Here is a 23,155-nt window from a genome sequence, read left to right on the forward strand (position 1 = left end):
CCGATGCCGACCGGCCGCGTGACGGGCCCGCTTAGCGGTTTGCGCCGCCGGTGGCAAGTTCAACCTGTATCTTCCAAAGGACGCCGCACCCCATGACCGAACCGACCCGCGAACAGAAATGGGAATCCCGCTACGCCGCCGCCGACGGCTACATCTTCGGCACCGCGCCGAACGCCTTTCTCGCCGCCAATGCCGGGCTGATCGCGCCGGGGGCAAAAGTGCTTTCGGTGGCCGACGGCGAAGGCCGCAACAGCGTCTTCCTCGCCGGCAACGGCGCGGATGTGCATGCGGTCGAGGTTTCGCCCACCGCCATCGCCCGCGCGCGCGAGCTTGCCGCCCGCCGCGGCGTCCATGTCGCCTTCGAGCAGGCCGATCTGCTGCGCTGGGACTGGCCGCGAGGCGCCTATGACGCGGTGGTGGCGATTTTCGTGCAATTCGTGACGCCGGAAGAACGCCCGGCATTTTTCGGGCATCTGGTCCGCGCGCTGCGCCCCGGCGGCCTGCTGCTGCTCGCGGGCTACCGGCCCGAACAGGTCGCCAACCGCACTGGCGGCCCCTCCGATCCAGCGCATTGCTATACCGAAGCGATGCTCCGCGCCGCCTTCGCCGGCCTCGAGATCGAGCGGCTCGACAGCTACGATGCGGTGCTCGACGAAGGGCCCGGCCATTCCGGCCCCTCCGCGCTGATCGATCTCGTGGCCCGGGTCAGGACGGCGGCGTGATCTTCTTCGCCCGGTCGGCGGCCCGCCAGAGATACCAGGCCGCCGTGCTGCGATACGGCGCATAGGCCTCGCCGATCGCGGCGAAGGCGCGGGGTTTCGGCTGTGCCTCCAGCCCGTGGATCAGCCGATAGCCCTCGCGCACGCCGAAATCGTCCACCGGAAACACGTCCGGCCGGCCGAGCGTGAAGATCAGCAGCATCTCCACCGTCCAGCGGCCGATTCCGCGCAGGGCGCAGAGCCGCTCGATCAGCGCCGCATCGCTCATCCGCGCCGCGGCCCGCCTGGTCGGCACCGTGCCATCCAGCGTCCGCCGCGCGATGTCGCGCAGCGCCGCCGCCTTTGCGGCCGAGAACCCGCAGCCCCGCAGCGCCTCGTCCGACAGCGAGAGCAGATGCCCCGGCGCCGGCACCGGCGCCTCGGTCAGCGCGCGCAGCCGCCCCAGCATCGCCTCGGCGGCGCGGGCGTGGAGCTGCTGGTGCGCCACCGCCGAGATCAGCGCCTCATAGGGTTCGCGCGCCCGCTCCGGCTTCAGCGTGCAGCGCCCGACCTCGCGGATCAGCGCGCCGAGCACCGGATCGGCGTCGGCAAGATGGGCGCGGGTGAGGCGGCTCATCCGGGTTGTGTCATCGGCGAGCCATGCCTGCCATCCGCGCCAGGCGCCACCGCCAGGCGGAAAGCCGCCGCGCCAGGCGGCGGTTGCCCGTCCGCGCCAGCGCGCCGCGCAGCGCGCGCCGCAGCCGCAGCCGCACCGGCTCGGTCCGCATCAGCACCCAGGCCTTCGCCGCCAGCACCGCGTGATGGGCCCGCGCGAACCACCGCACCGAAAGCAGGCTCTGCTCGCACGCCTGATAGATCCAGATTGCCAGCAGCAGCGCGAATCCCTTGATGAACACGGCAACAGCCGTCGCCGCCAGCCAGTTGCCCTTCACCAGCAGCACCGTGGCCCAGAACCCGCTCAGATGATCGATCGCCTCCGGGATCAGGAACAGGAACAGCACCACCAGCGGCGGCAATGCCTGCAGCGCCCGCCGCAGCCGGGCGATCGGCGGCGCCCGCGAGATCAGGTCGAGCAGCGCCTTCGTGCCGTCCCACACCACCCGTTCGAGAAACTCGACCAGCAATGCGAGCGGCAGCAGCAGCACGTCCTCGACCATCCGCAGCCGCCGCCGGCGGCGCGCGGTCCGGGCAGTCCTGTCATCGATCCGGCTGACCATGGTTCGATCCTACCACAATCGGCCTGGCACCCGATAGCGCATCATGAAGCCCCCTCCTGCCGGTTCCGGTTTTGCTCCGGCGCCCGGCGCTGCGGCGCGGCGGGCGAGGGCGGGCGCGATTGCGGCTGCGGGCGTGCTTGCGGGCGTGCTTGTGGGCGCTGCGGCTGGAACCGGTTTTGGTCCGGCATCCGGCGCTGTGGTGCTGCGGGCGGGCGCGGCTGCATCTGCACCTGCGGGTGCGTTTGGGGGCGCGTCTGGGGGTGCTGCGGCTGGAACCGGTTTTGCTCTGGCGCCCGGCGTTGCGGCGCGATGGGGGCGGGCAGGCGTGGCGGCATCTGTGGGCGCTGTGTCTGGAACCGATTTTGCTCCGGCGCGCGCGGCGCTGTCCTGTAGGTCGGCACGGCGACGCCCGGCACCGGCAACGCCCGGCGCGGCGCGGCCGGCACGCCCGGTGCCGCGGGCACACCCGGCCGTCCCGGTGTCGGTGCCATCGCGGGCCGCGCGGGCTGCGCGGGGGAAGGTGCCGGCCGCGCCGGCTCCAGCGGCATCCGCAGGAACCCGCCATAGGCCGGCGCCGTCCGGCCCGGCAGCATCGGCCGCGCTGCCGCGAGCGCCTGTTCCGGCGCCGGATGTCCGAACCGCCCCACCGCGTCGCCCCGCCGCAGCGCCTCGGGTCCGATCAGCGTCGCCGCCATCCGGTTCGCCAGCCGCGCCGGATGATGCTCCGCCGCGAAACCCGGCGCGCCTGGGTCGCGATAGCGCGCCGGGTCCCGCACGTCGAACCGGTTCAGCCGCTCCACATAGGCGGGCGGGCAGCTGTACCACGGCAGAAAATTCTCGCCCGGCGCCAGCGGCACCCAGCCGACTGCCCCGCCATTCAGCCCCACCCCCACCGAAATCCCCGGCGCCACGTTGAAGAAGGCGACCAGCGCCGGCGCATAGACCGGCAGGGCGTGCGGCGGCACCGGCACCGGCGCGGGCAGCCAGCCCCACCGCCCGTGCCTGTGCAGCCAGCGGCCGTAATGGAACGGCGCAAAGCCCCAGGGCGCATCGTCGATCCAGGTCCACCCCCAGGGCGGCACATGAGCCCAGTGCCCGTGCCGGTAGGGCGCCCAGCCGGGCCCGACCCGCGGATACCAGATCGCGCCGTAATCCGGCACGTCACCCCAACTGCCATAGGCGGCGAGCAGAGCCGCCCCGGTCATGCCGGTCACCACCGGCGGCGCGCCGGGCGGGGCGGGTAGGGCGGTTTCCGCCAGCATCCGCTCGATGAACGGGTCGGTCTCGAGCGGTCCGCGCGTCGCCCGCATTGGGGTCGCGCCGGCAAGGCGCGCCGTCTCATCCGCGCCGGCAAGGCGCGCCGTCTCATCCGCGCCGGCAAGGCGCGCCGTCTCGCCCGCGCCGAGCCGGAGCGACCCGCCATTGCCCGTCACCACCGCCGCGCCGTCGATCACGCCGATCCGCGTCGGCGTCGTCGCGTCCCCGGCGCTGATCGCGTAGCGCCCGTCCTGGCCAATCGTCACCACCCCGCGCGGCGTGCGGATCTGCCAGGTCTCGCCCGGCGCCAGGTAGCGCAGATCGAGAAACGCCTCGCCGCGCGGCACATCCAGCGTCGCGCTGTCCTCGCCGAGTGCTGCGATCCCGAGTTCGGTGCCGCCACCAAGGGTGATCCGGCTCCAGCCGAAGGTCAGCGCCGCCTCCGCACCGGGCTGCGCATAGAGCGTATCGCCGCCGATCAGAGGGTAGTTCAGCGTCGCCGGGCTCCAGTCGCCGCCGTCCCGGGCGAACGACACCGCCCCTTCGATCCGCGCGATCTGGCCGACGCGGGCAGGTGGCGCGCCATTCGTCTGGGCCTGGGCCGTCGCCCCGGCGAGCAGGGTGGCGAGCAGCCATGCAAAATGAAAGAACGTCGCGAACTGCCTGCGCATCATGCTCTCCTGAAGTCGCTTTTCTGTCGGTCGCACGCCTCTCCGGCGCAAGTCCGGCATGCTGGCGTCCGAAAAAAGGCGGCGCCTCATAAGGTTACAATTTTGGCATGAATTGGCCCCATCGCCGCCATACCGATCGGCACAATATGCGAAAGACGATGCAGGACACGACGATGAGACCGAATTTGCGCAGGATTCTGCTTGCGGCCGTGGCGGCCGGCGCGGCGCTCGCCCTTGGCGGATGCGTCTATTATCCGTCGAGTTACGGCGCCGGCTATGGCGGCGGATATTATACCTACCCCTATGCCCCGCCGCCGGTGGTTTATGGCGGCGTCACGATCGGCGGCGGCTGGTGGCACGGCGATGACGATGGCTGGCATCGCGGCTGGCATCACTGACCGCCCTTGCCAAGCCGGCGGGGGCGCGCCTATATCCCGCGTTGACGAACAGCGCTCGTAGATGCGGCCCGATGGCCGCCGGCTCTGTTCACCGGCAGGCCGCGCCGTTGCGCCGCCACCGCCGGCAGGCGCGTTCCATACGGGGCGCGCACCCTCTGGGCGGCTCGTCTACGAAGCTTCCTGCCACCCTTGTGCCGCTCCATCATTGTGAAGGAGCCGCGACGAAAGCGCTGTTTTGACCGATTTTACCACACTCGGCCTCGCCGAGCCCCTGCTGCGCGCCATTAGCGAGCAGTCCTATGAAACTCCCACCCCGATCCAGGCCCGCTCGATCCCGGTGATGCTCGAAGGCCACGATCTGGTCGGCATCGCCCAGACCGGCACCGGCAAGACGGCCGCCTTCGTGCTGCCGATCCTGCACCGGATCGCGGCGAACCGCGCCCGCCCGGCGCCGCGCGCCTGCCGCGCCCTGGTCCTCGCCCCCACCCGCGAGCTCGCTACCCAGATCGCCGATGCCGCGCGCACCTACGGCAAGTTCACCCATCCCTCGATCGCCGTCGTGATCGGCGGCGCCAAGCCCGGCCCGCAGGCCCGCCGCATGGAATCCGGCGTCGACCTTCTGGTCGCCACGCCTGGCCGCCTGCTCGACCATGTCGCCGCCGGCGTCATCCGCCTCGATTCGGTGGAAACCGTGGTGCTCGACGAGGCCGACCAGATGCTCGATCTCGGCTTTATCCCGGCGATCCGCCAGATCATGGCGAAGCTGCCTCGCCAGCGCCAGGCGGTGATGTTCTCCGCCACCATGCCGAAGCCGATCCGCGCCCTGGCCGGTGAATTCCTGCGCGACCCGCGCGAGGTCGCCGTCAGCGTCGAATCGAAGCCGGTCGACCGGATCGACCAGCAGGTTCTCCTCCTCGCCCCCGAGGAAAAGAAGGACAAGCTCGCCTGGCTGCTGGCCGATGTCGCGGTCGAGCGCGCCATCGTCTTCACCCGCACCAAGCACGGCGCCGACAAGGTCACCCGCCATCTCGAGGATGCCGGAATCGGTGCCGCCGCGATCCACGGCAACAAGAGCCAGGGCCAGCGCGAGCGCGCGCTCGACCTGTTCCGCTCCGGCCGCATCCGAGTGCTCGTCGCGACCGACATCGCCGCCCGCGGCATCGATGTCGACAACGTCTCGCACGTGGTCAATTTCGAGCTGCCGAACGTGCCGGAATCCTATGTCCACCGCATCGGCCGCACCGCCCGCGCCGGCGCCGAGGGCGTGGCGATCTCGCTGGTCGAGCCCTCGGAGCTGCCGTATCTGCGTGATATCGAAACGCTGATCGGCCGCCAGCTCGTTCCCGGCGGCGCCCAGCCGGTGCGTGGCCTCGCGCCCCCGCATCTTCTCCGCGCCCGCAACCAGGTCGCGCGCCAGGGGCAGATGCCCAAGCGCAACGCCGCGCCGAAGGCCGCGCATGGCGGTCATGGGCATGGCCATGGCGGCGGTCACGGCAATGGCCAGGGGCATGGCGGCGGCCATCATGGCAAGCCGGCGCACGCGAATGCCGCCGGCAAGCCGCAGGGACGCGGCCGCTCAGCCGGCGGCGCCCGGGGGCGTTCGTCCAATCGCGCGGTAAATCGTGTTGCGTGATACGCCGAGCGCGCGCGCCGCGCGGCTGACATTGCCGCCGGCCGCGCGCAGCGCTGCCTCGATCCGCTGCGCCTGAACGTCGCGCAGCACCGAGCGCCCGCCGCCCGAAGCCGCCGAACCGCCATCCTCGGCCGGCAGCAGGGCGGCGATCGCCGCCTCGCCGATCACTTTCTCCCCGCCCAGAGCCGCGCGCGCCAGAAGGTTGCGCAGCTCACGGATATTGCCCGGAAACTCGTGCCGCGCGAGGCGCGCTCCCGCCGCCGCATCCAGCCGTGAGCCGGGCGCCATCTGCTCCAGCAGGTGTGCCGCCAGCGAACGGATGTCGTTGCGGTCCTTCAGCGCCGGCAGGGTGATCTCGGCGATCGCGAGGCGATAATAGAGATCGGCGCGGAACCGCCCCGCCGCCACCGCAGCGGCAAGGTCCACATTCGTTGCCGTCAGCAGCAGCACGTCGACCAGCCGCGGCGCTCCGCCACCCACGGCCCGGACCGAGAAATCGTCGAGAAAGCGCAGCAGCGCCGCCTGCAAGGGCAGCGGCAGGTCGCCGATCTCGTCGAGGAACAGCGTCCCGCCATCCGCTTCCACCGCCAGCCCGTTCGCCCCGCCGCGCCGCGCGCCGGTGAAGGCGCCCTCGACATGGCCGAACAGCTCGGCGGCGATCAGGTCCGGCGGAATCGCCGCGCAGTTCACCGCGACGAACCGGCCGCTCCGCCCCGAGGCCCGGTGTGCGTAGCGCGCGGCCACTTCCTTGCCCGTGCCGGTCGCCCCGCGGATCAGCACCGGCACGCCCCGCACTGCCGCGCGCGCCGCCATCTCGAGCGCCGCACGCGCCGCCGGATCCTCCGCGACGATTGCATCCGCCGCTGCCGGATCCTGCGTCCGGGCGCTGGCGCGTGGCCGTGCCGCCGCCTCTGGCTGGTCGAGCCGCGCGTGCAGCAACCGCCCCGACCGGTCGGTCAGCGTGCCCAGCGTCCCCGGCCGGAGCTCGCCGGGGGCGAACAGCGCGCCGAACGCCGCCCCCACCGGCTCGGCCAGCCCGGCCAGGATGAACCGCGCCTGGTCGTTCGCTGCCACCACCCGGTCGGCGGCGTCGAGCGCCAGCAGCCCGGCATAGGCGGTGTCGATGAATTCGGCCCGACCGTGAACCGCCAGCAGCCGCTTGCCGGCTAGTCGCGCGCGGAACAGCCGCGCCTCGATCTCGGCGGCGGCCAGCGCCACGATGGCCCGCGCGTTGGGCGCATAGGACTCGCTGAAGCAGGTTGCGTCGAGCACACCTGCCAGCGTGCGGTCCGGCAGGAAGATGGGTGCCGCGATGCAGGTCAGCCGCTGGTGATGGGTAAAGAAGTGCTCGGCGCCGCGCACCACCATGCGCTGGCGGGCCTCGCTCGCGGTCCCGAGAGCGTTGGTGCCGGCCATCGCCTCCTGCCACACGGTTCCGGGAACGATGCCGAAGGCCTCGATATCGGTGCGCCGCCCCTCGCTTGCCAGCGCGTCGAGCAGCACGCCCTCGGGGTCGGCGAAGGCGAGCATGAAGCTGTCGCGGCCGAGCTGACGCTGGAGGGTCTGCATTTCCGCCCGGGCCAGCCGCCGCACGGTCTCGTGCGCGGCGCGGTGCCGTTCCAGCATGTGCCGTTCGATCCGCTCGACCGGCGGGGGATGGTGCGGCTCAAGCCCCGCATCGAGACAGCGCCGCCAGCTCGCGGCGATGGGGGCGGCCAGCAGCCCGGCCGGGATCGCCCGGCCAAGTTCCAGCAACGAGCGCGCCTGGGCCAGGCGTGAGTCGGTGGCACGATGCGCCAGCATGTTTCCTCCGAACGCTTTTGTCCCTTGGCCGGGCTGGCCATGTCCGCCACCCCGGCGAAGTCTTTTATCTTTGTTCAACTTATACGCAGGCGGGCCGCAACGGAACACATGTTTTGTATCGCTGTTGCGGAATGGAGCATCCGCCTTGGCGCCGATCCCCCGCCCGGCCGCGAAAACCCGCCAATCCCGGCGCTGGCACGATCGATGCAGCGCTTCCCTCACCAGAACAGGGGGACCACGCGCCATGAAAGCCGCCGTGCTTCACGGATACGATGAAAAGCTCACCGCACCCGTCTTCGTCTCCTACGAGGACGTTCCCGAACCGCAGATCCGTACCCCGACCGACGTGATCGTGCGCATCGGCGGCGCCGGGGTGTGCCGGACCGACCTTCACATCATCGAGGGCGTCTGGCGCTCGAAGGTGGATCTCAAGTTCCCGCACATCATGGGCCATGAGAATGCCGGCTGGATCGAGGAGGTCGGCGCCGCCGTCACCCACCTCAAGAAGGGCGACCCGGTCATCTGCCATCCGCTGATCACCTCCGGCCACTGCCTCGCCTGCCGCCGCGGCGACGACATGCACGCCGAGGAGAGCGAATTCCCCGGCATCAACTGCAATGGCGGCTATGCCGAGCTGCTGCGCACCGGCGTGCGCTCCATCATCAAGCTGCCGAAATCGCTCGCGCCGAAGGATGTCGCCCCGCATACCGATGCCGGGCTCACGGCCTACCGTGCGGCCAAGAAGGCCTCGCGCCACCTGCTGCCCGGCCAGTTCGCGGTGGTGATCGGCGCCGGCGGCCTCGGGCATATCGGCATCCAGGTGCTGCGCGCGATGTGCGCAGCGCAGATCATCATCGTCGACCGCGCCGACATGGCGCTGCACCTCGCCCAGGAATGCGGCGCCGATTTCGCGGTGAAGGCGGATGGCTCCGAACTCGACGAGGTGATGCGCCTGACGAAGGGCAAGGGGGCCGAGGCGGTGATCGACTTCGTCGGCGAGGGCGACGCCGTGGCGAAAGGCCTCGCGATGACCCGCGACGGCGGCTACTATTACATCGTCGGCTATGGCGGGAAGATCGACATTCCCACCATCGACATGATCACCTCCGAGAAGACCATCGTCGGCAACCTCGTCGGCACCTACCCCGAGCTGATCGAGCTGATGGCGCTCGCTGACCAGGGCAAGGTCACCCTCGCCACCCGCGAATACCGGCTCGACGAGGCGAATGCCGCCCTGCACGACCTGCATCACGGCAAGGTACGCGGCCGCGCCGTGCTGATTCCCTGAACGAAGCGAAAAAAACCCCGCGCTCGAACGTCCAACGCCAAGGAAGGAAACGGATCCAGTGTACACCACCAAAGACGGCGAAGAGATCTTCATCATCGACGGCCACGTCCATCTCTGGGATGCCAGCCCCGAGAACATCAAGAACATTCACGGCAAGCAATTCATCGACTGCTTCTATGGCTACCACGCCTCGCTCTCCCCGCCGGAACAGCTCTGGACGCCGGAGAAATTCGCCAAATACGGCGCCGAGCAGATGGTGCAGGACCTCTTCATCGACGGGCCGGACGACATGGCGATCTTCCAGCCCACCTACCTCAAGGATTTCTACAAGACCGGCTTCAACACGCTCGAACAGAACGCGGTGCTCAAAACCCGCTACCCTGACCGCTTCATCCTCAACGGCGCCTTCGACCCGCGCGACGGCGAGGGCGGGCTCGAAGCCCTCGAAGCCATGGCCGAGATCCACAAGATCAAGGGGGTGAAGCTCTACACCGCCGAATGGAAGGGCGACAGCCGCGGCTACAAGCTCTCCGATCCCGCCGCCTACAAGTATTTCGAGCGCTGCGAGAAGCTCGGGATCAAGAATGTCCACGTCCACAAGGGCCCGACCATCATCCCGCTTGACCGCGATGCCTTCGATGTCGCCGATATCGACCATTGCGCGACCGACTTCCCCAACCTCAACTTCATCGTCGAGCATTGCGGCCTGCCGCGCCTCGATGATTTCTGCTGGATCGCGGTGCAGGAGAGCAATGTCTATGGCGGCCTCGCCGTGGTGCTGCCCTTCATCCACTCGCGGCCCGGCTATTTCGCCAAGGTGATGTCCGAGCTGCTGTTCTGGCTTGGCGAGGACCGCATCCTGTTCGGCTCCGACTACGGGATCTGGACGCCGCGCTGGCTGGTCGAGCGTTTCATGAGCTTCGAGCTCCCCGACGAACTGGTGAAGGAGACCGGCAAGCAGCTCACGCTCGAAGCCAAGAAGAAGATCCTCGGCGAGAACGCCGCCCGGATCTATGGTGTCGACATCGCCGCCCAGAAGGCCAGGCTCGGCCGGATGGCGCCGGTGGCTGCGTGATGTCCATGCTGGAGGCGCGCACCGCGGAGGTGCGCGCCGCTCTCGATCAGGTGACCGATCCTGAACTTGACGAGAGCGTGGTCGAGCTCGGCTTCGTCACCGGCATCGACATCGCGGAAGACGGCGCCGTCAGCGTCGGCTTCCGCCTGCCGACCTACTGGTGCGCCGCCAATTTCTCCTATCTCATGGCCGCCGACATGCGCGATGCCGTCGCCGCCCTGCCCTGGGTCAAGCGCGCCGATGTCCGGCTCGACGAGCACATGTTCATCGACGAGATCAACAACGGCGTCGCCGCCGGCAAGGATTTCGCCGATGCCTTCCCGCAGGAGGCGGGCGAGAACCTCGCCGGCATCCGCCTGCATTTCGGCCTGAAATCCTTCGAGCGCCGGCAGGAGGCGCTGCTGCGTCACCTGCTCGCCGCCGGCCACGATCCACAGGCCTTCCTCGACCTCACGGTAGAGGGTCTCGAACGCCTGGCGCTCGACGGGGAGGGGCCTGGCCTGCGCGCCCGCTATCTCGCCCGCCGTCCGCTTGCCGGCGGCGAGGACCTCGCCTTCGTCACCAGCGCCGGCGAACGGATCATGCATGAAACGCTGAGCGTCTATCTGCGCCACATCCGCCGCGTCGGGCTGAACGCGGAGTTCAACGGCGCGCTCTGCCGCGGCCTGCTCGCCGCCCGCTATGGCGACGAACCATCAACCCTGCCGGAGGATCCGGGCCTTGCCGACTTCATCCGCCAGGGCGTCGCCAGCAGCGATCAGACGGCCCGGCCATAATAGATGGCCGAGACATGCGTGGCCTCGGCGAAGAACAGCCAGCGCTCGGCGAACAGGCCGATGCCGGCGAGCAGGGCGGCCAGCGGCGCCGCCACCGCCGGCATCGCGCCCGCCAGCGCAAGGGCGGCCAGCACCGCGGGTGCTGCGAAGGCGAGGACCAGCACGATCCGCCGCAGCCGTGCGGCGTGCCGCCGGGCGATCTGGTAGCCCATCTCCCGCAGCACGTAATTCTCGGTGAAATGCGGCCGGTCGAGGGCGCGCACCGTGCCGAAGCTGCCAAGCCCCGTCGCCGAGGCGAGCGTCGCGAGCGGGCCCTGCGCGTCGATGAAGCGCCAGTAGGCCGCCTTCGCCACGCCCGCGCCGATTGCGAACACCACGACCAGCGCCGATGCCCCCGCCGTCCCCCCCGCCGCCGCCCCGGTCCATACCCCGAGCAGGGCCGCCAGCAACGCGGCGCCGGAGAAGGCGGCGAACACCAGATACAGCGGTGCGGTGAAGCGGTTGTGCCACTGGCGGATCGGCTTCAGGCAGGCATAGATCATCGCGGTGCAGAATACCGTCCCCAGCGCCATCGCCGCCGCCACCAGCCCGAAGGCCACGGTCAGATTCGCGCCCGCGCCCAGCGCCGCCCATGACACGGCAAAGCCCAGCGCCGGCAGGTTGGTCGCCACCGCCGCCACCCCCTCGCGCGACAGCCACGACGACCGCCACTGGCTGAACGCCCGCCAGGCGCGTTCCTTCCGCCCGAGATGCAGCGTCGAGGCAACCAGCCCGGCGCCGGCGAAGCCAAGCGCGATCACCACTGCCACCGGCCCGAACCACGGGCTCTCCGGCAGCGCCCCGGCGGCGCAGAAAATCCCGAGCCACGCCAGCAGCCCGTAGCCGAAGCCGGTGAGGGTGGTCAGCAGCAGGACCGAACTTGCCGGGGTCATCGCGAAAGCACCTTGTCCACGAGGGCGAGCAGCGCGCCGCCCAGCCCGCCCGGCGCCGATGCCGGCATCTCCACCGGCCGCGTCTCGATGCGCGTCTGCCGCGGCGGCAGATACTTGTTGGTCGGCCGGTAGCCCAGCTCCGCCATCAGATCGACGCCGCCGCGCTCCGCCACCAGTTTCGACACCCGGCTCTCGGGATCGGCGAGATCGCCGAAATGCCGCGCCCGCGACGGGCAGGTCGCCACACAGGCCGGCTCGCGCTCCGCCTCGGGCAGCGACTCGTTATAGATCCGGTCGATGCAGAGGGTGCATTTCTTCATCACCCCGTCATGCTCGTCGAATTCCCGCGCGCCATAGGGGCAGGCCCAGGAACACAGCTTGCAGCCGATGCAGATATCCGTGTTCACCAGCACGATGCCGTCCTCGGCCCGCTTGTAGGAGGCGCCGGTCGGGCAGACGGTGACGCAGAGCGGATTTTCGCAATGCAGGCACGAGCGCGGGAAATTCACCGTCTTGCCGCACCCGCCGCTGCCCTCCGCCTCGTAGGAATGGATGCGGTTGAACCACACCCCGTCAGGGTCCGCGCCATGCGGATCGTAATCCGGCAGCGGCGCATGGTGCCCCTCGGTGTTCCATTCCTTGCAGTTCACCGCGCAGGCATGGCAGCCGACACAGGTATCGAGATCGATCACGAGCCCGAGCCGCCTGGCGCCCGGCTGACTCTGCGGCAGCGATGTCATTGGCCGGCTCCCTTCGTCGTCAACGCCACCGGCGCCATCCGCGGCTGGGTTTCCGCTATCGTCTCCGGCTCGCAGGGTTCAAGCCGCACGGTAAGGTCGAACCACGCCGCCTGTCCGGTCACCGGGTCGGAATTCGACAGCCGCGCCCCGTCATCCCCCGCCGGCAGATATTCCGAGATCACGTGGTTGAGCAGGAAGCCGCGCACCGCCTCCGGCGCGTCCTGCGCCAGCGCCACCGCCCCGCTCCGCCGGCCGATCGCGTTCCACGTCCACACCGTGTGCGGGTTCACCCCGTCCATGATGCGGATCTGGCATTTCAGCCGCCCCGTGCGCGAGACCACCTCGACCCAGTCGTCATCCTCCAGCCCCTGTGCGGCGGCGAGGTCGCGATGCACGTAGAGCCGGTTTTCCGAATGGATCTGCCGCAGCCACGCATTGTGCGACCCCCATGAATGATACATCGACATCGGCCGCTGCGTGATCGCGTGGAGCGGAAACTGTTTCATATCCGTCATGGTCTGCTCGATCGGTTCGTACCAGATCGGCAGCGGGTCCATGAACCGGGCGACGCGCGCGCGCAGCCGCTCCGGCGGCCGCACCGCCCCGTGCCCCTCGGCGGCGAGGCGGAATTTCTGCAGGTGCTCGCTGTAGAGATTGAGAACGATCTGGCTGTCATCGTCGATCAGCCCCATCTCCTTGGCACCGGTGAGATAGGCCCGGTTCGCGTGCTTGTAGTAAAGCTGCTCCAGCGGGAGGTCGTAGCGCGCAAACCCCTTGTTGGCGATGTAGCGGGAAATCTGCTCGGGGTTCGGCTCGCCCCGGCCGAACACGGTCCCGTCCGCCCCGCGGAATCCGGCCAGCGGCCCCACCCCCGGCTTGCGCTGGTGGCGCACCATGTAATCGGCATAGGAGCTGTAGAGCGGCTTGCCCGGCGCCTCGGCGAAATCCGGCAGGCCGAGCCGTCCGGCAAGGTCGATCAGCACGTCCTGGAACGGCCGCACGTCGCGATCCGGCTTGAGCACCGGCACGCGGATCGCATCCGCCGGCCCGTGCGCCGAGCCGATCGGCCGGTCGAGCAGCGAAATGCAGTCGTAGCGCTCGAGATAGGTCGTATCCGGCAGCACCAGGTCGGCATAGGCGACCGTTTCGGATTCGAACGCGTCGGCGACGATCACGAACGGAATCCGATATTCGCCGTCCGCGTCGCGATCGGTCAGCATCCGCGTCGTCTCGCCCGGGTTCATCGCCGAGTTCCACGCCATGTTCGCCATGTAGAGGAACAGCGTGTCCACCCGCGCCCGCCCGGCCGCATGCGCCTCGGCGATCGCCATGTGCATCATGCCGTGAATGCCGAGCGGCGCCTCCCAGGAAAACGCCCGGTCGAGCCGCAGCGGCTCGCCCGCGTCATCCACCAGCAAATCCTCCGGTGAGGTCGGAAAGCCGAGCACGTTGCCGGTCAGCGCGCCGCGCCCGTCATGCGCCCGCCCGGCCGGGCCCGGCCCGGGCGGAATCGGCTTCGGGTGCGGCGACTTGTAGCGCCACGACCCCGGCGTATCGACGGCGCCGATCAGCATCTGCAGCACATGCAGCGCCCGGCAGGTGTGAAACCCGTTGGAATGCGCCGAAATCCCCCGCATCGCGTGCATTGCCACCGGCCGCCCGGTCATCGTCTCGTGCCGCCGCCCGTCGGTGTCGGTCCAGGCCTGCTCGATCGTCACCGGCTGGCGGAACGCGATCTCGGCAATCTCGGCGGCCAGCCGCCGGATCGTCGTCGCCGCGATGCCGCAGCGCGCTTCCACCGCCTCCGGCGCATACTCCGCCGCCGCATAACGCTCCGCCAGAAGGGCAAAGGACGGCCGCGCGCGCCGCCCGTCGGGCAGCGTGAACGTCCCGAGCAGGGCAGGGTCGGTGCCGGTCGCATCCGCCCGCGCCAGTGCGCCAGCCTTGCGGTCGAAGGCGAGCGCCGCGCCCTCCGCGTCGCGCGCGAACAGCCCGTGATCGGCCTCGCCCGGCACATCGATCACCAGGTGATGCGCGTTGGTGTAGCGGACCAGAAACGCGGTATCGACCGCGCCCTCCGCCAGCAGGCAATGGATCAGCGCCATGATGAACAGCCCGTCGGTCCCCGGCGTGATGCCGACGAACTCGTCGGCGATCGCCGAATACCCGGTCCGCACCGGGTTGACCGAGACGATCTTCGCGCCCCGCTCCTTCAGCTTGGCGAGGCCGAGCTTGATCGGGTTGGAATCGTGGTCCTCGGCCACGCCGAACAGCAGGAACAGCTTCGCGTGGTTCCAGTCCGGCTCGCCGAATTCCCAGAATGCGCCGCCCACCGAATAGAGCCCGGCGGCGGCCATGTTGACCGAGCAGAACCCGCCATGGGCGGCGAAATTCATCGTCCCGAACATCCGCGCGAAATGGCCGGTCAGCGATTGCGACTGGTCGCGCCCGGTGAAGAAGGCGAGGCGGTGCGGATCGCTGGCGCGGATGCCGGCGAGCCGTGCCGTCGCGATCGCCATCGCCTCGTCCCAGCCGATTTCCTCGAATTCGCCCGCCCCGCGCGGGCCGACCCGCTTCAGCGGTGCGCGCAGCCGCGCCGGCGAGGTGACCGACATGATCCCCGCCGATCCCTTGGCGCAGAGCACACCGCGATTGATCGGATGGTCGCGGTTGCCCTCGATGTAGCGCAGCTTCCCGTCCTTGAGATGGACCTTGATGCCGCAGCGGCAGGCGCACATGTAGCAGGTGGTGTGGGCCACCTCGTCGCCGACCGGCGCGTGATAGGCAATCCTGTCTTCGGGCATGGCAAAATCTCCGCCCGATTTTATGACCGCCGCCGCCGCGCCAGGCCAGCGTCCCTGACCGATCCGTTTGATCGGTTCAGCCGATCGGTCAGCCGATCGTCGAGCCCCGCCGCGCATCCCCCGCGGCGATCACCATCTCTGCCAGCCCGTCGATATCGGCCGCAGTTGTCCGGTGATTGACGATCGCCGCCCGCAGCGCCCGCACCCCGTCGATCATCGTGGTCGAGATCACGTAGCGCCCGCTCTCCTGGATATCGGCGGCGATGGCGGCGTTCAGCGCGTCCAGCTCCGCGCCGCCGTCATCGTAGCGGAAGCACACGATGTTGAGCGGCACCGGCGCGAGGCGCGCAAGGCGCGGCGCCGCATCCACCGCGGCCGCAAGGCGGGTTGCCAGCGCGCAGCAATCATCGACGATGCCGCCCAGCGCCGCCGCGCCATAGGCCTCGATCGTCATCCACACCTTGAGCGCCCGGAACCCGCGCGAGAGATCCGGCCCCATGTCGCACGGCCAGGGTGCGCCGCCCGACAGTCCCCGTGCGGTGGTCGTCAGATACGAGGCATCCTGCGCGAACGTATCCAGCATCAGCTGCCGGTCGCGCACCAGGATGCAGCCGGAATCGTATTGCACCTGCGCCCATTTGTGAAAATCGAACGCCACGGAATCCGCCTCGCCGATCCCCGCGAGCAGATCCCGCCTGGTGGGCGAGGCCGCTGCCAGCGCGCCGAACGCGGCATCGACGTGAAACCACATCCCCTCCCGCCGGGCGAGCGCGGCGAGGGCGGCCAGATCGTCGATCGCCCCCACATCGACCGATCCCGCCGTGCCGATCATCATGAACGGCTCCGCCCCCGCCGCCCGGTCGGCGGCGATCGTCGCCTCCAGCGCCGCGAGGTCGACCCGCCGGTCGGCGCCGAGCGCCACCCGCCGCAGCGCCGCGCCGCCGAGCCCGGCCATGTCGAACGCGCCCGGCACACAGCGATGCACCCCGGCCTGCGCGTAGCCGACGAGACGCCGCCCGCCGAGCCCCTCCTGCCGCACAGCCGCGCCGCAATGCGCCCGCCGCGCGCAGAGCAGGGCGATGAAATTCGCGATCGACGATCCGGTCACCATCAGCCCGCCGGTCGCCGCCGGCAGGCCGAGCAGCTCCGCCGCCCAGGCCACCACCTGCCGCTCCACCTCGAGCCCGACATGGTCCCGCCCGCCGCAATTCTCGTTGAGCCCGCCGGCCAGCAATTCCGCCAGCATGCCCACCGCGTTGCCCCCGCCCTGCACCCAGCCCATGAAGCGCGGGCTCGTATTGCCCGAGGCATAGGGCGCGATCCGTGCGGCGAAGGCGTCATAGGCGGCGGCGGCGCCGTTCCCCTCGCGCGGCAGCCTGGCGCGGAAACCCGCGCGCACCGCGTCGGGCATCGGGCGCCAGACCGGTGCCGTGCCAAGCCCTTCCAGCCGGTCGAACATGTCGTCCATCATCCGGTGCCCCAGCGCGCGGAACTCGGACCAGTCCTCGGGATCAAGCGTTGCCATGGACGCTGCTTATGCGCCCCAACATCACCGGTAAAGCCCGCCCGCGCCGCCTAGAGCATCATCCGATCCGGATGGATCGGAACGTGCTCTAATCGTCCCCGGTGACGGCGATCTGCTGCTGCCGCTCGCGCGCCCGGCGCGAGACGCGCATCCGCAGCGTCTCGAACGTCACGTAGAGTAGCGGGATGACGAAAATGCCGATGCCGCTGGCGAAGATCATCCCGGCGAAGATCGGCGTGCCGAGCGAGCGCCTGGTGATCTGCGCCGCTCCGGTTGCCACCACCAGCGGCACCAGCCCGAAGATGAAGGCGATCGAGGTCATCATCACCGCGCGGAACCGCATCCGCGCGCCCAGCACCGCCGCCTCGCGGATGCCCATGCCCTCCTCGCGCCGCTCCTTGGCGAACTCGACGATCAGGATGCCGTTCTTCGCCGCCAGCGCGATCAGCACGACGAGCCCGATCTCGGCATAGAGGTCGATCGTCAGCCCGGCGAGCACGATACCGAGCATCGCCCCGAACACACCGACCACCACCGAGAGCAGCACCGGCACCGGAATGATCCAGCTTTCATACAGAGCGACGAGGAACAGATAGGCGAAGATCAGCGACAGGATGAACACATAGGCGGCCTGGCCCTTGGCCTGCTCCTGCAGATAGGCGGTGCTGGTCCAGTCATAGGAAAATCCGGCGGGCAGCACGCGGGACGAGATCGCCGCCATCTCGGCCAGCGCGGCCCCGGATGAGATGCCCGGCGCCGGCGCGCCAAAGACCGGGGCGGCCAGCGAGTCGTTGTAGCGGCTGACGATCTGCGGGCCGAGCCTCGTATGCGCCGTCGCCAGCGAGCGCAGCGAGACCATCTTGCCCGAATTGCTGCGCACATATATCCGCCAGATAGCCGCCCTCGTGTTGCGGTCGGTCGAGGCGGCCTGGATGTTCACCTGCCAGACCTGGCCGAACATGTTGAACTGGTTGACGTAGAACCCGCCGAGCGAGGCCTGCAGCGCCTGGAAGATCGAGGCGACCGGCACGCCGAGCGCCTGCGCCTTGGCGCGGTCGATATCGAGATAGATCGACGGGTTGTTCGCCGCATAGGTGCTGAACACATGCACAAGCTTCGGGTCCGAATTCGCCGCGACGATCAGACCCTTGAGCACCGAATCGAATTTCTGCTGGCTGGCGCCGGCGACGTTCTCAAGCTCGTAGGTGAAGCCGCCATTGGTCGACAGCCCGATGATCGGCGGCAGGTTGAAGGCGACGATGTTCGCCCCCTGCACCTGCGCGCCCATCGCGAAGATCTTGCGGATCACCGCCTGCACCGAATTCTTCGGCCCCGGCCGCTGCGCGAACGGCTTGAGGTGTGCAACCATGAATAGCGCGTTCGGCTCGGTCGCCGAATCGAGGATCGAATAGCCGTTGATGGCGATCACGTCCTGCACCTGCGGCAGGGTGTGGATCATCTTTGCCAGCTTCTGCCCCATCGCGTCGGTCCGTTGCAGCGAGGCGCCGGGCGGCAGCGTCGCCTGGATGAACAGCGCGCCCTGATCCTCGTCCGGCAGGAACCCGCCCGGGGTGATCCGCGCCAGCAGGAACGCCGCCGCCCCGAAGGCGACGATCACCATCAGCCCCAGCATCGAGCGCGCAACCAGCCGGCCGATCAGCCGGCTGTAGCCCTCCCGTGTGCGCTCGATGAAATCGAGGATGCGCGCCATGATGCCGTGCCCGTGCTCGCCCCGGCGCAGCAGGATGGCGCAGAGTGCCGGCGACAGCGTCAGCGCGTTCAGCGCCGAGATCAGCATCGCCGTGCTGATCGCCACCGCGAACTGGGTGAACAGCAGGCCGGACAGGCCGGGGATGAACGCCGTCGGCACGAACACCGAAAGCAGCACCAGCATGATCGCGATGATCGGCGCCTGGATCTGCGTCATCGCCACCTTCGCCGCCTCGCGCGGCGACAGCTCCGGCCGCTCCGCCATCACCCGCTCGATATTCTCGACGACGACGATGGCGTCATCCACCACCAGCCCGGTCGCCACCACCAGCGCCAGCAGGGTGATCGTGTTCGCCGAATAACCGAGGGCGAGCATGAAGGCGAAGCTGCCGAGCAGCGCGATCGGCACGACGATCGAGGGCACCAGCGCCGCCCGCCACGAGCCGAGGAAGAAGAACACCACCAGCACGACGAGCGCGAACGCCTCGGCCAGCGTCTTGATCACCTCGCTGATCGTGTCCGAGACGAAGCTGCTGGAATTGTAGACGGTCTTGCTCGCGAGGCTGGCCGGAAACTGCTTCGCGAGCTGCGCGATCTCCGCCGAAACCCGCTTCGACGTCGCCACCGCGTTCGCCCCCGGCGAGAGGAACACGCCGATGGCAACACCGGGATGTCCGTTGATCCGGTCGAGCTGGTTCTCGCTCTGCGGCCCGAGCTTGATGGTCGCCACGTCCTTCAGCCGCAGCAGCGCGCCGCCCTTGTTGCCGCGGATCACGATGTTGCCGAACTGGCGGGGCGATTTCAGCCGGCCCTCGGTCTGCACCGAGAGCTGGTATTGCTGCTTGCCCGCGATCGGCATCAGCCCGATCGTGCCGACCGGCGCCTGGGTGTTCTGGTCTTCGATCGCGCTGATCAGGTCCGCCGGCGTCAGCCCGAGCTGGGCGAGGCGGGCGGTGCTGAAGATCACCCGCATCGCGTAATCCTGCTCGCCGAACATGAAGGCCTGGCCGACCCCCGGCACGCGGCCGAGCGGGTTGAGCACGTTGATCTTCACGTAGTTCGAGATTTGCAGTGGCGTCAGCTTGTTGTCCGGGCTGTAGAAGAACATGAACTCCAGCACCGAGGCCGTGCGCTTGCGCACCGTCAGCCCTTCCTTCTGCACCTCGGCCGGAAGCTGGGTCAGCGCCTGCTGCACCGCGTTGGTCACGTTGACGGTGTCGATGTCCGGGTTGCTGCCAAGCCGGAAGGTGACGGTCAGGTTGTAGGAGCCGTCATTCGCGGTGGTCGAGGAATAGTAGATCTCGTCGCTCAGCCCGTTGATCTTCTGCTCGATCGGCTCGGCCACGGTGTCGTTCACCACCTGCGCCGAGGCGCCGGGATAGGTCGCCGTCACCTGCACCGCCGGAGGCACGATCGAGGGGAACTGCGCCACCGGAATCCGCGTCATCGCGATGATGCCGGCGATCGTCAGCACGATCGCGATCACCATCGCAAAGCGGGGCCGGTCGATGAAGAAGGAGGGGATCACCGGCTCAGCCCTGGGCCTGCGGCGCGGCGATGACCTTCGCCTTCGCCTTCACCCCGGGATGCACCTTCTCGATCCCGTCCACGATCACCTTCGCCCCGATGGCCAGCCCGCTCGCGATCGTCGCTGTTGCCGGCGTGGTCGAGGCGAGCTTCACGTCGTCCCGCGCCACCTTGCCGTCCTTGCCCACGGTCAGCACGTAATCGCCTACCTGGTCGGCCAGCACCGCGTCGCGCGGCAGCACGATCTTGTCCTCCGGCGTGCGGCTGCGCACGATCACGGTGACGAACTCGCCGCTGGTCAGCATCCGGTCGCTGGTCCGCGCCGTGCCGGCCCCGCGGATCACCGGGTTCGGAATCGAGCCCTGCATCGCTAGGCTGTCGGTCGACTGGCTGATCTGGTTGCCGGTGAAATCGAGCGTGCCCTTCTGCGGGTCCAGCTGCCCGTCCGGCAGCCTCACCCGCAGCACCACCCCGGCGAGCCCGCCCTGTTTCGCCAGCTGGTCGCCAAGGCGGATGGCATCGCGCGTCGGCATCGAGAAGACGATGTTCATCGGGTCCTGGCTGACCACGGTCGCGAGCGTGCCGGTGTTCGGCCCGACGACATTGCCGATATTCACCGCACTGGCGCCGATCCGTCCGTCGAGCGGGGCGCGGATCTCGGTATAGGCGAGGTTGATCGCCGCGGTCTCCCGCGCCGCCTCGGCCGCCTGCAGCTTGGCCGCGGCACTTTCCGCCGCCGCCTTGTCATCGTCATAGGTCGATTGCCGGCCCGCCGGCGTGTGCAGCAGCCTGGCCGCGCGCTCCAGCGTCAGCTTCGCGTTGTCCAGCGTCGCCTGCGCGCCGGCGACATTCGCCTTCGCCTGGTCGAACGCCGCCTGATATGGCCCCGGCTCGATCACGTAGAGCAGCTGACCCTTCTTCACCTCCGCCCCCTGGTGGAACAGGCGCTGTTCCAGATATCCGGTCACCCGCGGGACGAGATTGACGATGTGCGCCGCCTGGATCCGTCCGATGAAGCTGTCCTGCTGGTAGACCTTCCGCGGCTTGACGATCACGACGCTGACCACCGGCGGCGGCGGTGCCGCGGCGCTGGCCGCTTCGCTGCCAATGCCGAGCGTCAAAACGAGGGCGGTGATGGCGGCGCGGCAGGCCGTAGCGTGAAACGGTCGTCGCATGCGGTTCCTCTTTGTCGGGTGCGGATCGGGTCGGGCGTGGGCGACAGGGAAGAGATCGGCGCGGTCCGTGGCACGGCAAGATCCGGACGCCGAAAAACGGCAAGTCTCCTGTCCTGCCTCCTGATAATTGAAACGGGGCCGCGCGGTCAATCGCGCGGCCCCGTCCGCCAGCCGGTTATGCGGGAGCCTCCGGCGTTGTTAGAGCACTACATCCGATCCTTCCGGATCGGATGTAGTGCTCTAACTTGTTGATAAATAGAGCATCTTTATCCGATCAGATGATTCCATCTGATCGGATGATGCTCTAATATGTCGGTCTCAGAACGAGATCTGCGTCGCCTGCATCACCTGCGGCAGCGCGCGGATCGCGGCGAGTGCTGCTTCCGGCAGGGTCTCGTCGATCGAGATCAGGCAAACCGCATCGCCACCCTTCTCGGTCCGGCCGAGATGGAAGGTCGCGATGTTGATGCCCTTCTCGGCCAGAATGGCGCTGCACTGGGCGATGAAGCCCGGCTTGTCGCGGTTGGTGACATAGAGCATGTGCCGGCCGAAATCGGCCTCGACCTTGATGCCCTTCACCTCGACCAGCCGCGGCTTCGCCCCGCCGAACAGCGTGCCGGATACGGTGCGCGTCTGCTCGTCGGTCGTCACCGAAACGCGGATCAGCGTCTGGTATTCGCAGTCGCGGTCGAACACCGTCTCCGCCAGCTCGATCCCATGGTCCCGCGCGAAGACCGGCGCGTTGACCATGTTCACACCTTCCATCATCGGCGCGAGCAGCCCGGCGAACAGCGCCGCCGAGAGCGGGCGCTGGTTCACATGCGCGGCAGCACCCTCGTATTCGATGCCGACCTTGCGGATCACGCCCTGCCGCGCCTCGGTCAGCTGCCCCGCGAAACTGCCGAGCAGCTGGCAAAGCTCCATGTAGGGCTTCAGCCGTGGCGCATCCTCGGCCGAGACCGAGGCCATGTTGATCGCGTTCGTCACCGCGCCGGTCAGCAGGAAATCGCTGATCTGCTCGGCCACCTGCAAGGCCACGTTCTCCTGCGCCTCGGTCGTCGCAGCGCCCAGATGCGGCGTGCAGACCACGTTCGGCAGCTCGAAGAGGGGGCTTTCCTTCGCCGGCTCGACCTCGAACACGTCGAGTGCCGCACCCGCCACATGGCCGGATTTCAGCGCGTCATACAGCGCCGCCTCGTCGATCAGCCCGCCGCGCGCGCAGTTGATGATGCGGACACCCGCCTTGGTTTTGGCAAGGCTTTCGCGCGAGAGGATGTTGCGCGTCTGCTCGGTCAGCGGCGTGTGCAGGGTGATGAAATCCGCCCGCGCCAGCACCGTGTCCAGATCCGCCTTCTCGATGCCGAGCGTCGTCGCCCGGGTCTCGGTCAGGTAGGGGTCATAGGCCAGCACGCGCATCTTCAGTCCCAGCGCGCGGTCGGCGACGATCGAGCCGATATTGCCGGCACCGATCAGGCCGAGCGTCTTGCCGGTCAGCTCGACGCCCATGAACCGGTTCTTCTCCCACTTCCCCGCCTTGGTCGAGGCCGAGGCCTCCGGCAGGTCGCGGGCCAGCGCGAACATCATGCCGATGGCGTGCTCGGCGGTGGTGATGGCGTTGCCATAGGGGGTGTTCATCACCACCACGCCGCGCGCGGTGGCCGATTTGACATCCACATTGTCGACGCCGATGCCGGCGCGGCCGACAACCTTGAGATTGGTCGCAGCCTCCAGCAGCTCGCGCGTCACCTTCGTCGCCGAGCGGATGGCGAGCCCGTCGAACTCCCCGATGATCTCGCGCAGTTCGGCCGGGGTAAGCCCGGTCTTTACCGTCACATCGATGCCGCGCCGCTTGAAGATGTCGATGGCGGCGGGGGAGAGCTTGTCGCTGATCAGAACCTTGGGCAT

Annotated in this window: 17 protein-coding genes; 6 read left to right on the forward strand and 11 right to left on the reverse strand. The window is 69.0% G+C overall.

Annotation, left to right across the window (positions count from 1 at the left end; translation table 11 throughout):
• The first annotated feature begins 92 nt into the window (after positions 1-92).
• The gene (locus tag B7Z76_RS08695) at positions 93-722 is read left to right on the forward strand and encodes a bifunctional 2-polyprenyl-6-hydroxyphenol methylase/3-demethylubiquinol 3-O-methyltransferase UbiG (RefSeq protein ID WP_291343387.1); all 630 of its coding nucleotides are present in this window, start codon (positions 93-95) and stop codon (positions 720-722) included.
• On the opposite strand, the gene B7Z76_RS08700 is transcribed toward B7Z76_RS08695, so the two are convergent.
• Genes B7Z76_RS08700 through B7Z76_RS08710 form a run of 3 tightly spaced genes read right to left on the reverse strand, consistent with a single transcriptional unit; the run spans position 706 to position 3,867 of the window.
• Positions 706-1,335: a DNA-3-methyladenine glycosylase gene (locus tag B7Z76_RS08700; RefSeq protein ID WP_291343388.1), complete on the reverse strand. Its 630-nt coding sequence runs from the start codon at positions 1,333-1,335 to the stop codon at positions 706-708. The two genes, B7Z76_RS08695 and B7Z76_RS08700, sit on opposite strands and share 17 nt — an antisense overlap.
• A 10-nt stretch (positions 1,336-1,345) precedes the next feature.
• Positions 1,346-1,936: a hypothetical protein gene (locus B7Z76_RS08705; RefSeq protein ID WP_291343390.1), complete on the reverse strand. Its 591-nt coding sequence runs from the start codon at positions 1,934-1,936 to the stop codon at positions 1,346-1,348.
• 41 nt (positions 1,937-1,977) lie between these two features.
• Positions 1,978-3,867 carry a DUF6600 domain-containing protein gene (locus tag B7Z76_RS08710; protein ID WP_291343392.1) on the reverse strand — a complete coding sequence of 630 codons (1,890 nt, stop codon included), beginning with the start codon at positions 3,865-3,867 and terminating at the stop codon, positions 1,978-1,980.
• A 170-nt stretch (positions 3,868-4,037) separates the two neighbouring features.
• Between B7Z76_RS08710 and B7Z76_RS08715 the strand changes: the two genes are divergently transcribed.
• On the forward strand, positions 4,038-4,262 hold the full coding sequence (locus B7Z76_RS08715; protein WP_174503693.1) for a hypothetical protein: 225 nt from the start codon (positions 4,038-4,040) through the stop codon (positions 4,260-4,262).
• A gap of 235 nt (positions 4,263-4,497) precedes the next feature.
• Complete coding sequence (locus tag B7Z76_RS08720; protein ID WP_174503694.1) at positions 4,498-5,895, forward strand: DEAD/DEAH box helicase; 1,398 nt, start codon at positions 4,498-4,500, stop codon at positions 5,893-5,895.
• Here B7Z76_RS08720 and B7Z76_RS08725 read toward each other — a convergent pair.
• Entirely contained in the window at positions 5,839-7,698 is a 1,860-nt protein-coding gene (locus B7Z76_RS08725) for a sigma-54-dependent Fis family transcriptional regulator (protein ID WP_174503695.1), read from the reverse strand. The two genes, B7Z76_RS08720 and B7Z76_RS08725, sit on opposite strands and share 57 nt — an antisense overlap.
• 244 nt (positions 7,699-7,942) lie before the next feature.
• On the opposite strand from B7Z76_RS08725, the gene B7Z76_RS08730 reads away from it, so the two are divergent.
• From B7Z76_RS08730 to B7Z76_RS08740, 3 genes are read left to right on the forward strand one after another with little or no spacing between them, the layout of a single operon-like run.
• Positions 7,943-8,986, forward strand: a complete 1,044-nt coding sequence (locus B7Z76_RS08730) for an NAD(P)-dependent alcohol dehydrogenase (protein ID WP_174503696.1) — start codon at positions 7,943-7,945, stop codon at positions 8,984-8,986.
• A gap of 58 nt (positions 8,987-9,044) precedes the next feature.
• Entirely contained in the window at positions 9,045-10,061 is a 1,017-nt protein-coding gene (locus B7Z76_RS08735; protein WP_174503697.1) for an amidohydrolase family protein, read from the forward strand.
• Positions 10,061-10,837 (forward strand): metal-sulfur cluster assembly factor, encoded by a 777-nt coding sequence (locus tag B7Z76_RS08740; RefSeq protein WP_236656515.1) that lies wholly within the window; start codon positions 10,061-10,063, stop codon positions 10,835-10,837. Before B7Z76_RS08735 ends, B7Z76_RS08740 begins: the two co-directional genes overlap by 1 nt.
• Here the strand turns inward: B7Z76_RS08740 and B7Z76_RS08745 are convergent.
• The 7 genes from B7Z76_RS08745 to serA all read right to left on the reverse strand — a co-directional run bounded on the left by B7Z76_RS08745 (position 10,819) and on the right by serA (position 23,155).
• Complete coding sequence (locus tag B7Z76_RS08745) at positions 10,819-11,769, reverse strand: DmsC/YnfH family molybdoenzyme membrane anchor subunit (RefSeq protein WP_174503698.1); 951 nt, start codon at positions 11,767-11,769, stop codon at positions 10,819-10,821. The two genes, B7Z76_RS08740 and B7Z76_RS08745, sit on opposite strands and share 19 nt — an antisense overlap.
• Positions 11,766-12,509, reverse strand: coding sequence for a 4Fe-4S dicluster domain-containing protein (locus B7Z76_RS08750; protein WP_291343397.1), 744 nt, complete (start codon positions 12,507-12,509; stop codon positions 11,766-11,768). The genes B7Z76_RS08745 and B7Z76_RS08750 overlap by 4 nt, the downstream gene beginning before the upstream one ends.
• The gene (locus tag B7Z76_RS08755; protein ID WP_291343399.1) at positions 12,506-15,313 is read right to left on the reverse strand and encodes a molybdopterin oxidoreductase family protein; all 2,808 of its coding nucleotides are present in this window, start codon (positions 15,311-15,313) and stop codon (positions 12,506-12,508) included. Before B7Z76_RS08755 ends, B7Z76_RS08750 begins: the two co-directional genes overlap by 4 nt.
• Positions 15,314-15,401: 88 nt before the next feature.
• Entirely contained in the window at positions 15,402-16,838 is a 1,437-nt protein-coding gene (locus B7Z76_RS08760) for a pyridoxal-dependent decarboxylase (protein ID WP_291343400.1), read from the reverse strand.
• An 88-nt stretch (positions 16,839-16,926) separates the two neighbouring features.
• Positions 16,927-20,076, reverse strand: a complete 3,150-nt coding sequence (locus tag B7Z76_RS08765) for an efflux RND transporter permease subunit (protein WP_174503702.1) — start codon at positions 20,074-20,076, stop codon at positions 16,927-16,929.
• Positions 20,077-20,080: 4 nt separating this feature from the next.
• Positions 20,081-21,250: an efflux RND transporter periplasmic adaptor subunit gene (locus tag B7Z76_RS08770; protein ID WP_291343402.1), complete on the reverse strand. Its 1,170-nt coding sequence runs from the start codon at positions 21,248-21,250 to the stop codon at positions 20,081-20,083.
• Positions 21,251-21,568: 318 nt separating this feature from the next.
• On the reverse strand, positions 21,569-23,155 hold the full coding sequence (gene serA / locus B7Z76_RS08775) for a phosphoglycerate dehydrogenase (protein ID WP_174503704.1): 1,587 nt from the start codon (positions 23,153-23,155) through the stop codon (positions 21,569-21,571).

It is taken from the genome of Acidiphilium sp. 20-67-58 (genome assembly GCF_002255515.1).
Taxonomy (GTDB): Bacteria; Pseudomonadota; Alphaproteobacteria; order Acetobacterales; family Acetobacteraceae; genus Acidiphilium.

Excerpts from the sequence above, each read along its gene's own strand:
- B7Z76_RS08760 (WP_291343400.1), bottom strand. The coding sequence starts at position 16,838 with ATGGCAACGCTTGATCCCGAGGACTGGTCCGAGTTCCGCGCGCTGGGG.
- B7Z76_RS08745 (WP_174503698.1), bottom strand. The coding sequence starts at position 11,769 with ATGACCCCGGCAAGTTCGGTCCTGCTGCTGACCACCCTCACCGGCTTC.
- B7Z76_RS08770 (WP_291343402.1), bottom strand. The coding sequence starts at position 21,250 with ATGCGACGACCGTTTCACGCTACGGCCTGCCGCGCCGCCATCACCGCC.
- B7Z76_RS08725 (WP_174503695.1), bottom strand. The coding sequence starts at position 7,698 with ATGCTGGCGCATCGTGCCACCGACTCACGCCTGGCCCAGGCGCGCTCG.
- B7Z76_RS08700 (WP_291343388.1), bottom strand. The coding sequence starts at position 1,335 with ATGAGCCGCCTCACCCGCGCCCATCTTGCCGACGCCGATCCGGTGCTC.
- B7Z76_RS08750 (WP_291343397.1), bottom strand. The coding sequence starts at position 12,509 with ATGACATCGCTGCCGCAGAGTCAGCCGGGCGCCAGGCGGCTCGGGCTC.
- B7Z76_RS08705 (WP_291343390.1), bottom strand. The coding sequence starts at position 1,936 with ATGGTCAGCCGGATCGATGACAGGACTGCCCGGACCGCGCGCCGCCGG.
- B7Z76_RS08710 (WP_291343392.1), bottom strand. The coding sequence starts at position 3,867 with ATGATGCGCAGGCAGTTCGCGACGTTCTTTCATTTTGCATGGCTGCTC.
- B7Z76_RS08730 (WP_174503696.1), top strand. The coding sequence starts at position 7,943 with ATGAAAGCCGCCGTGCTTCACGGATACGATGAAAAGCTCACCGCACCC.
- B7Z76_RS08755 (WP_291343399.1), bottom strand. The coding sequence starts at position 15,313 with ATGCCCGAAGACAGGATTGCCTATCACGCGCCGGTCGGCGACGAGGTG.
- serA (WP_174503704.1), bottom strand. The coding sequence starts at position 23,155 with ATGCCCAAGGTTCTGATCAGCGACAAGCTCTCCCCCGCCGCCATCGAC.
- B7Z76_RS08715 (WP_174503693.1), top strand. The coding sequence starts at position 4,038 with ATGAGACCGAATTTGCGCAGGATTCTGCTTGCGGCCGTGGCGGCCGGC.
- B7Z76_RS08740 (WP_236656515.1), top strand. The coding sequence starts at position 10,061 with ATGTCCATGCTGGAGGCGCGCACCGCGGAGGTGCGCGCCGCTCTCGAT.
- B7Z76_RS08695 (WP_291343387.1), top strand. The coding sequence starts at position 93 with ATGACCGAACCGACCCGCGAACAGAAATGGGAATCCCGCTACGCCGCC.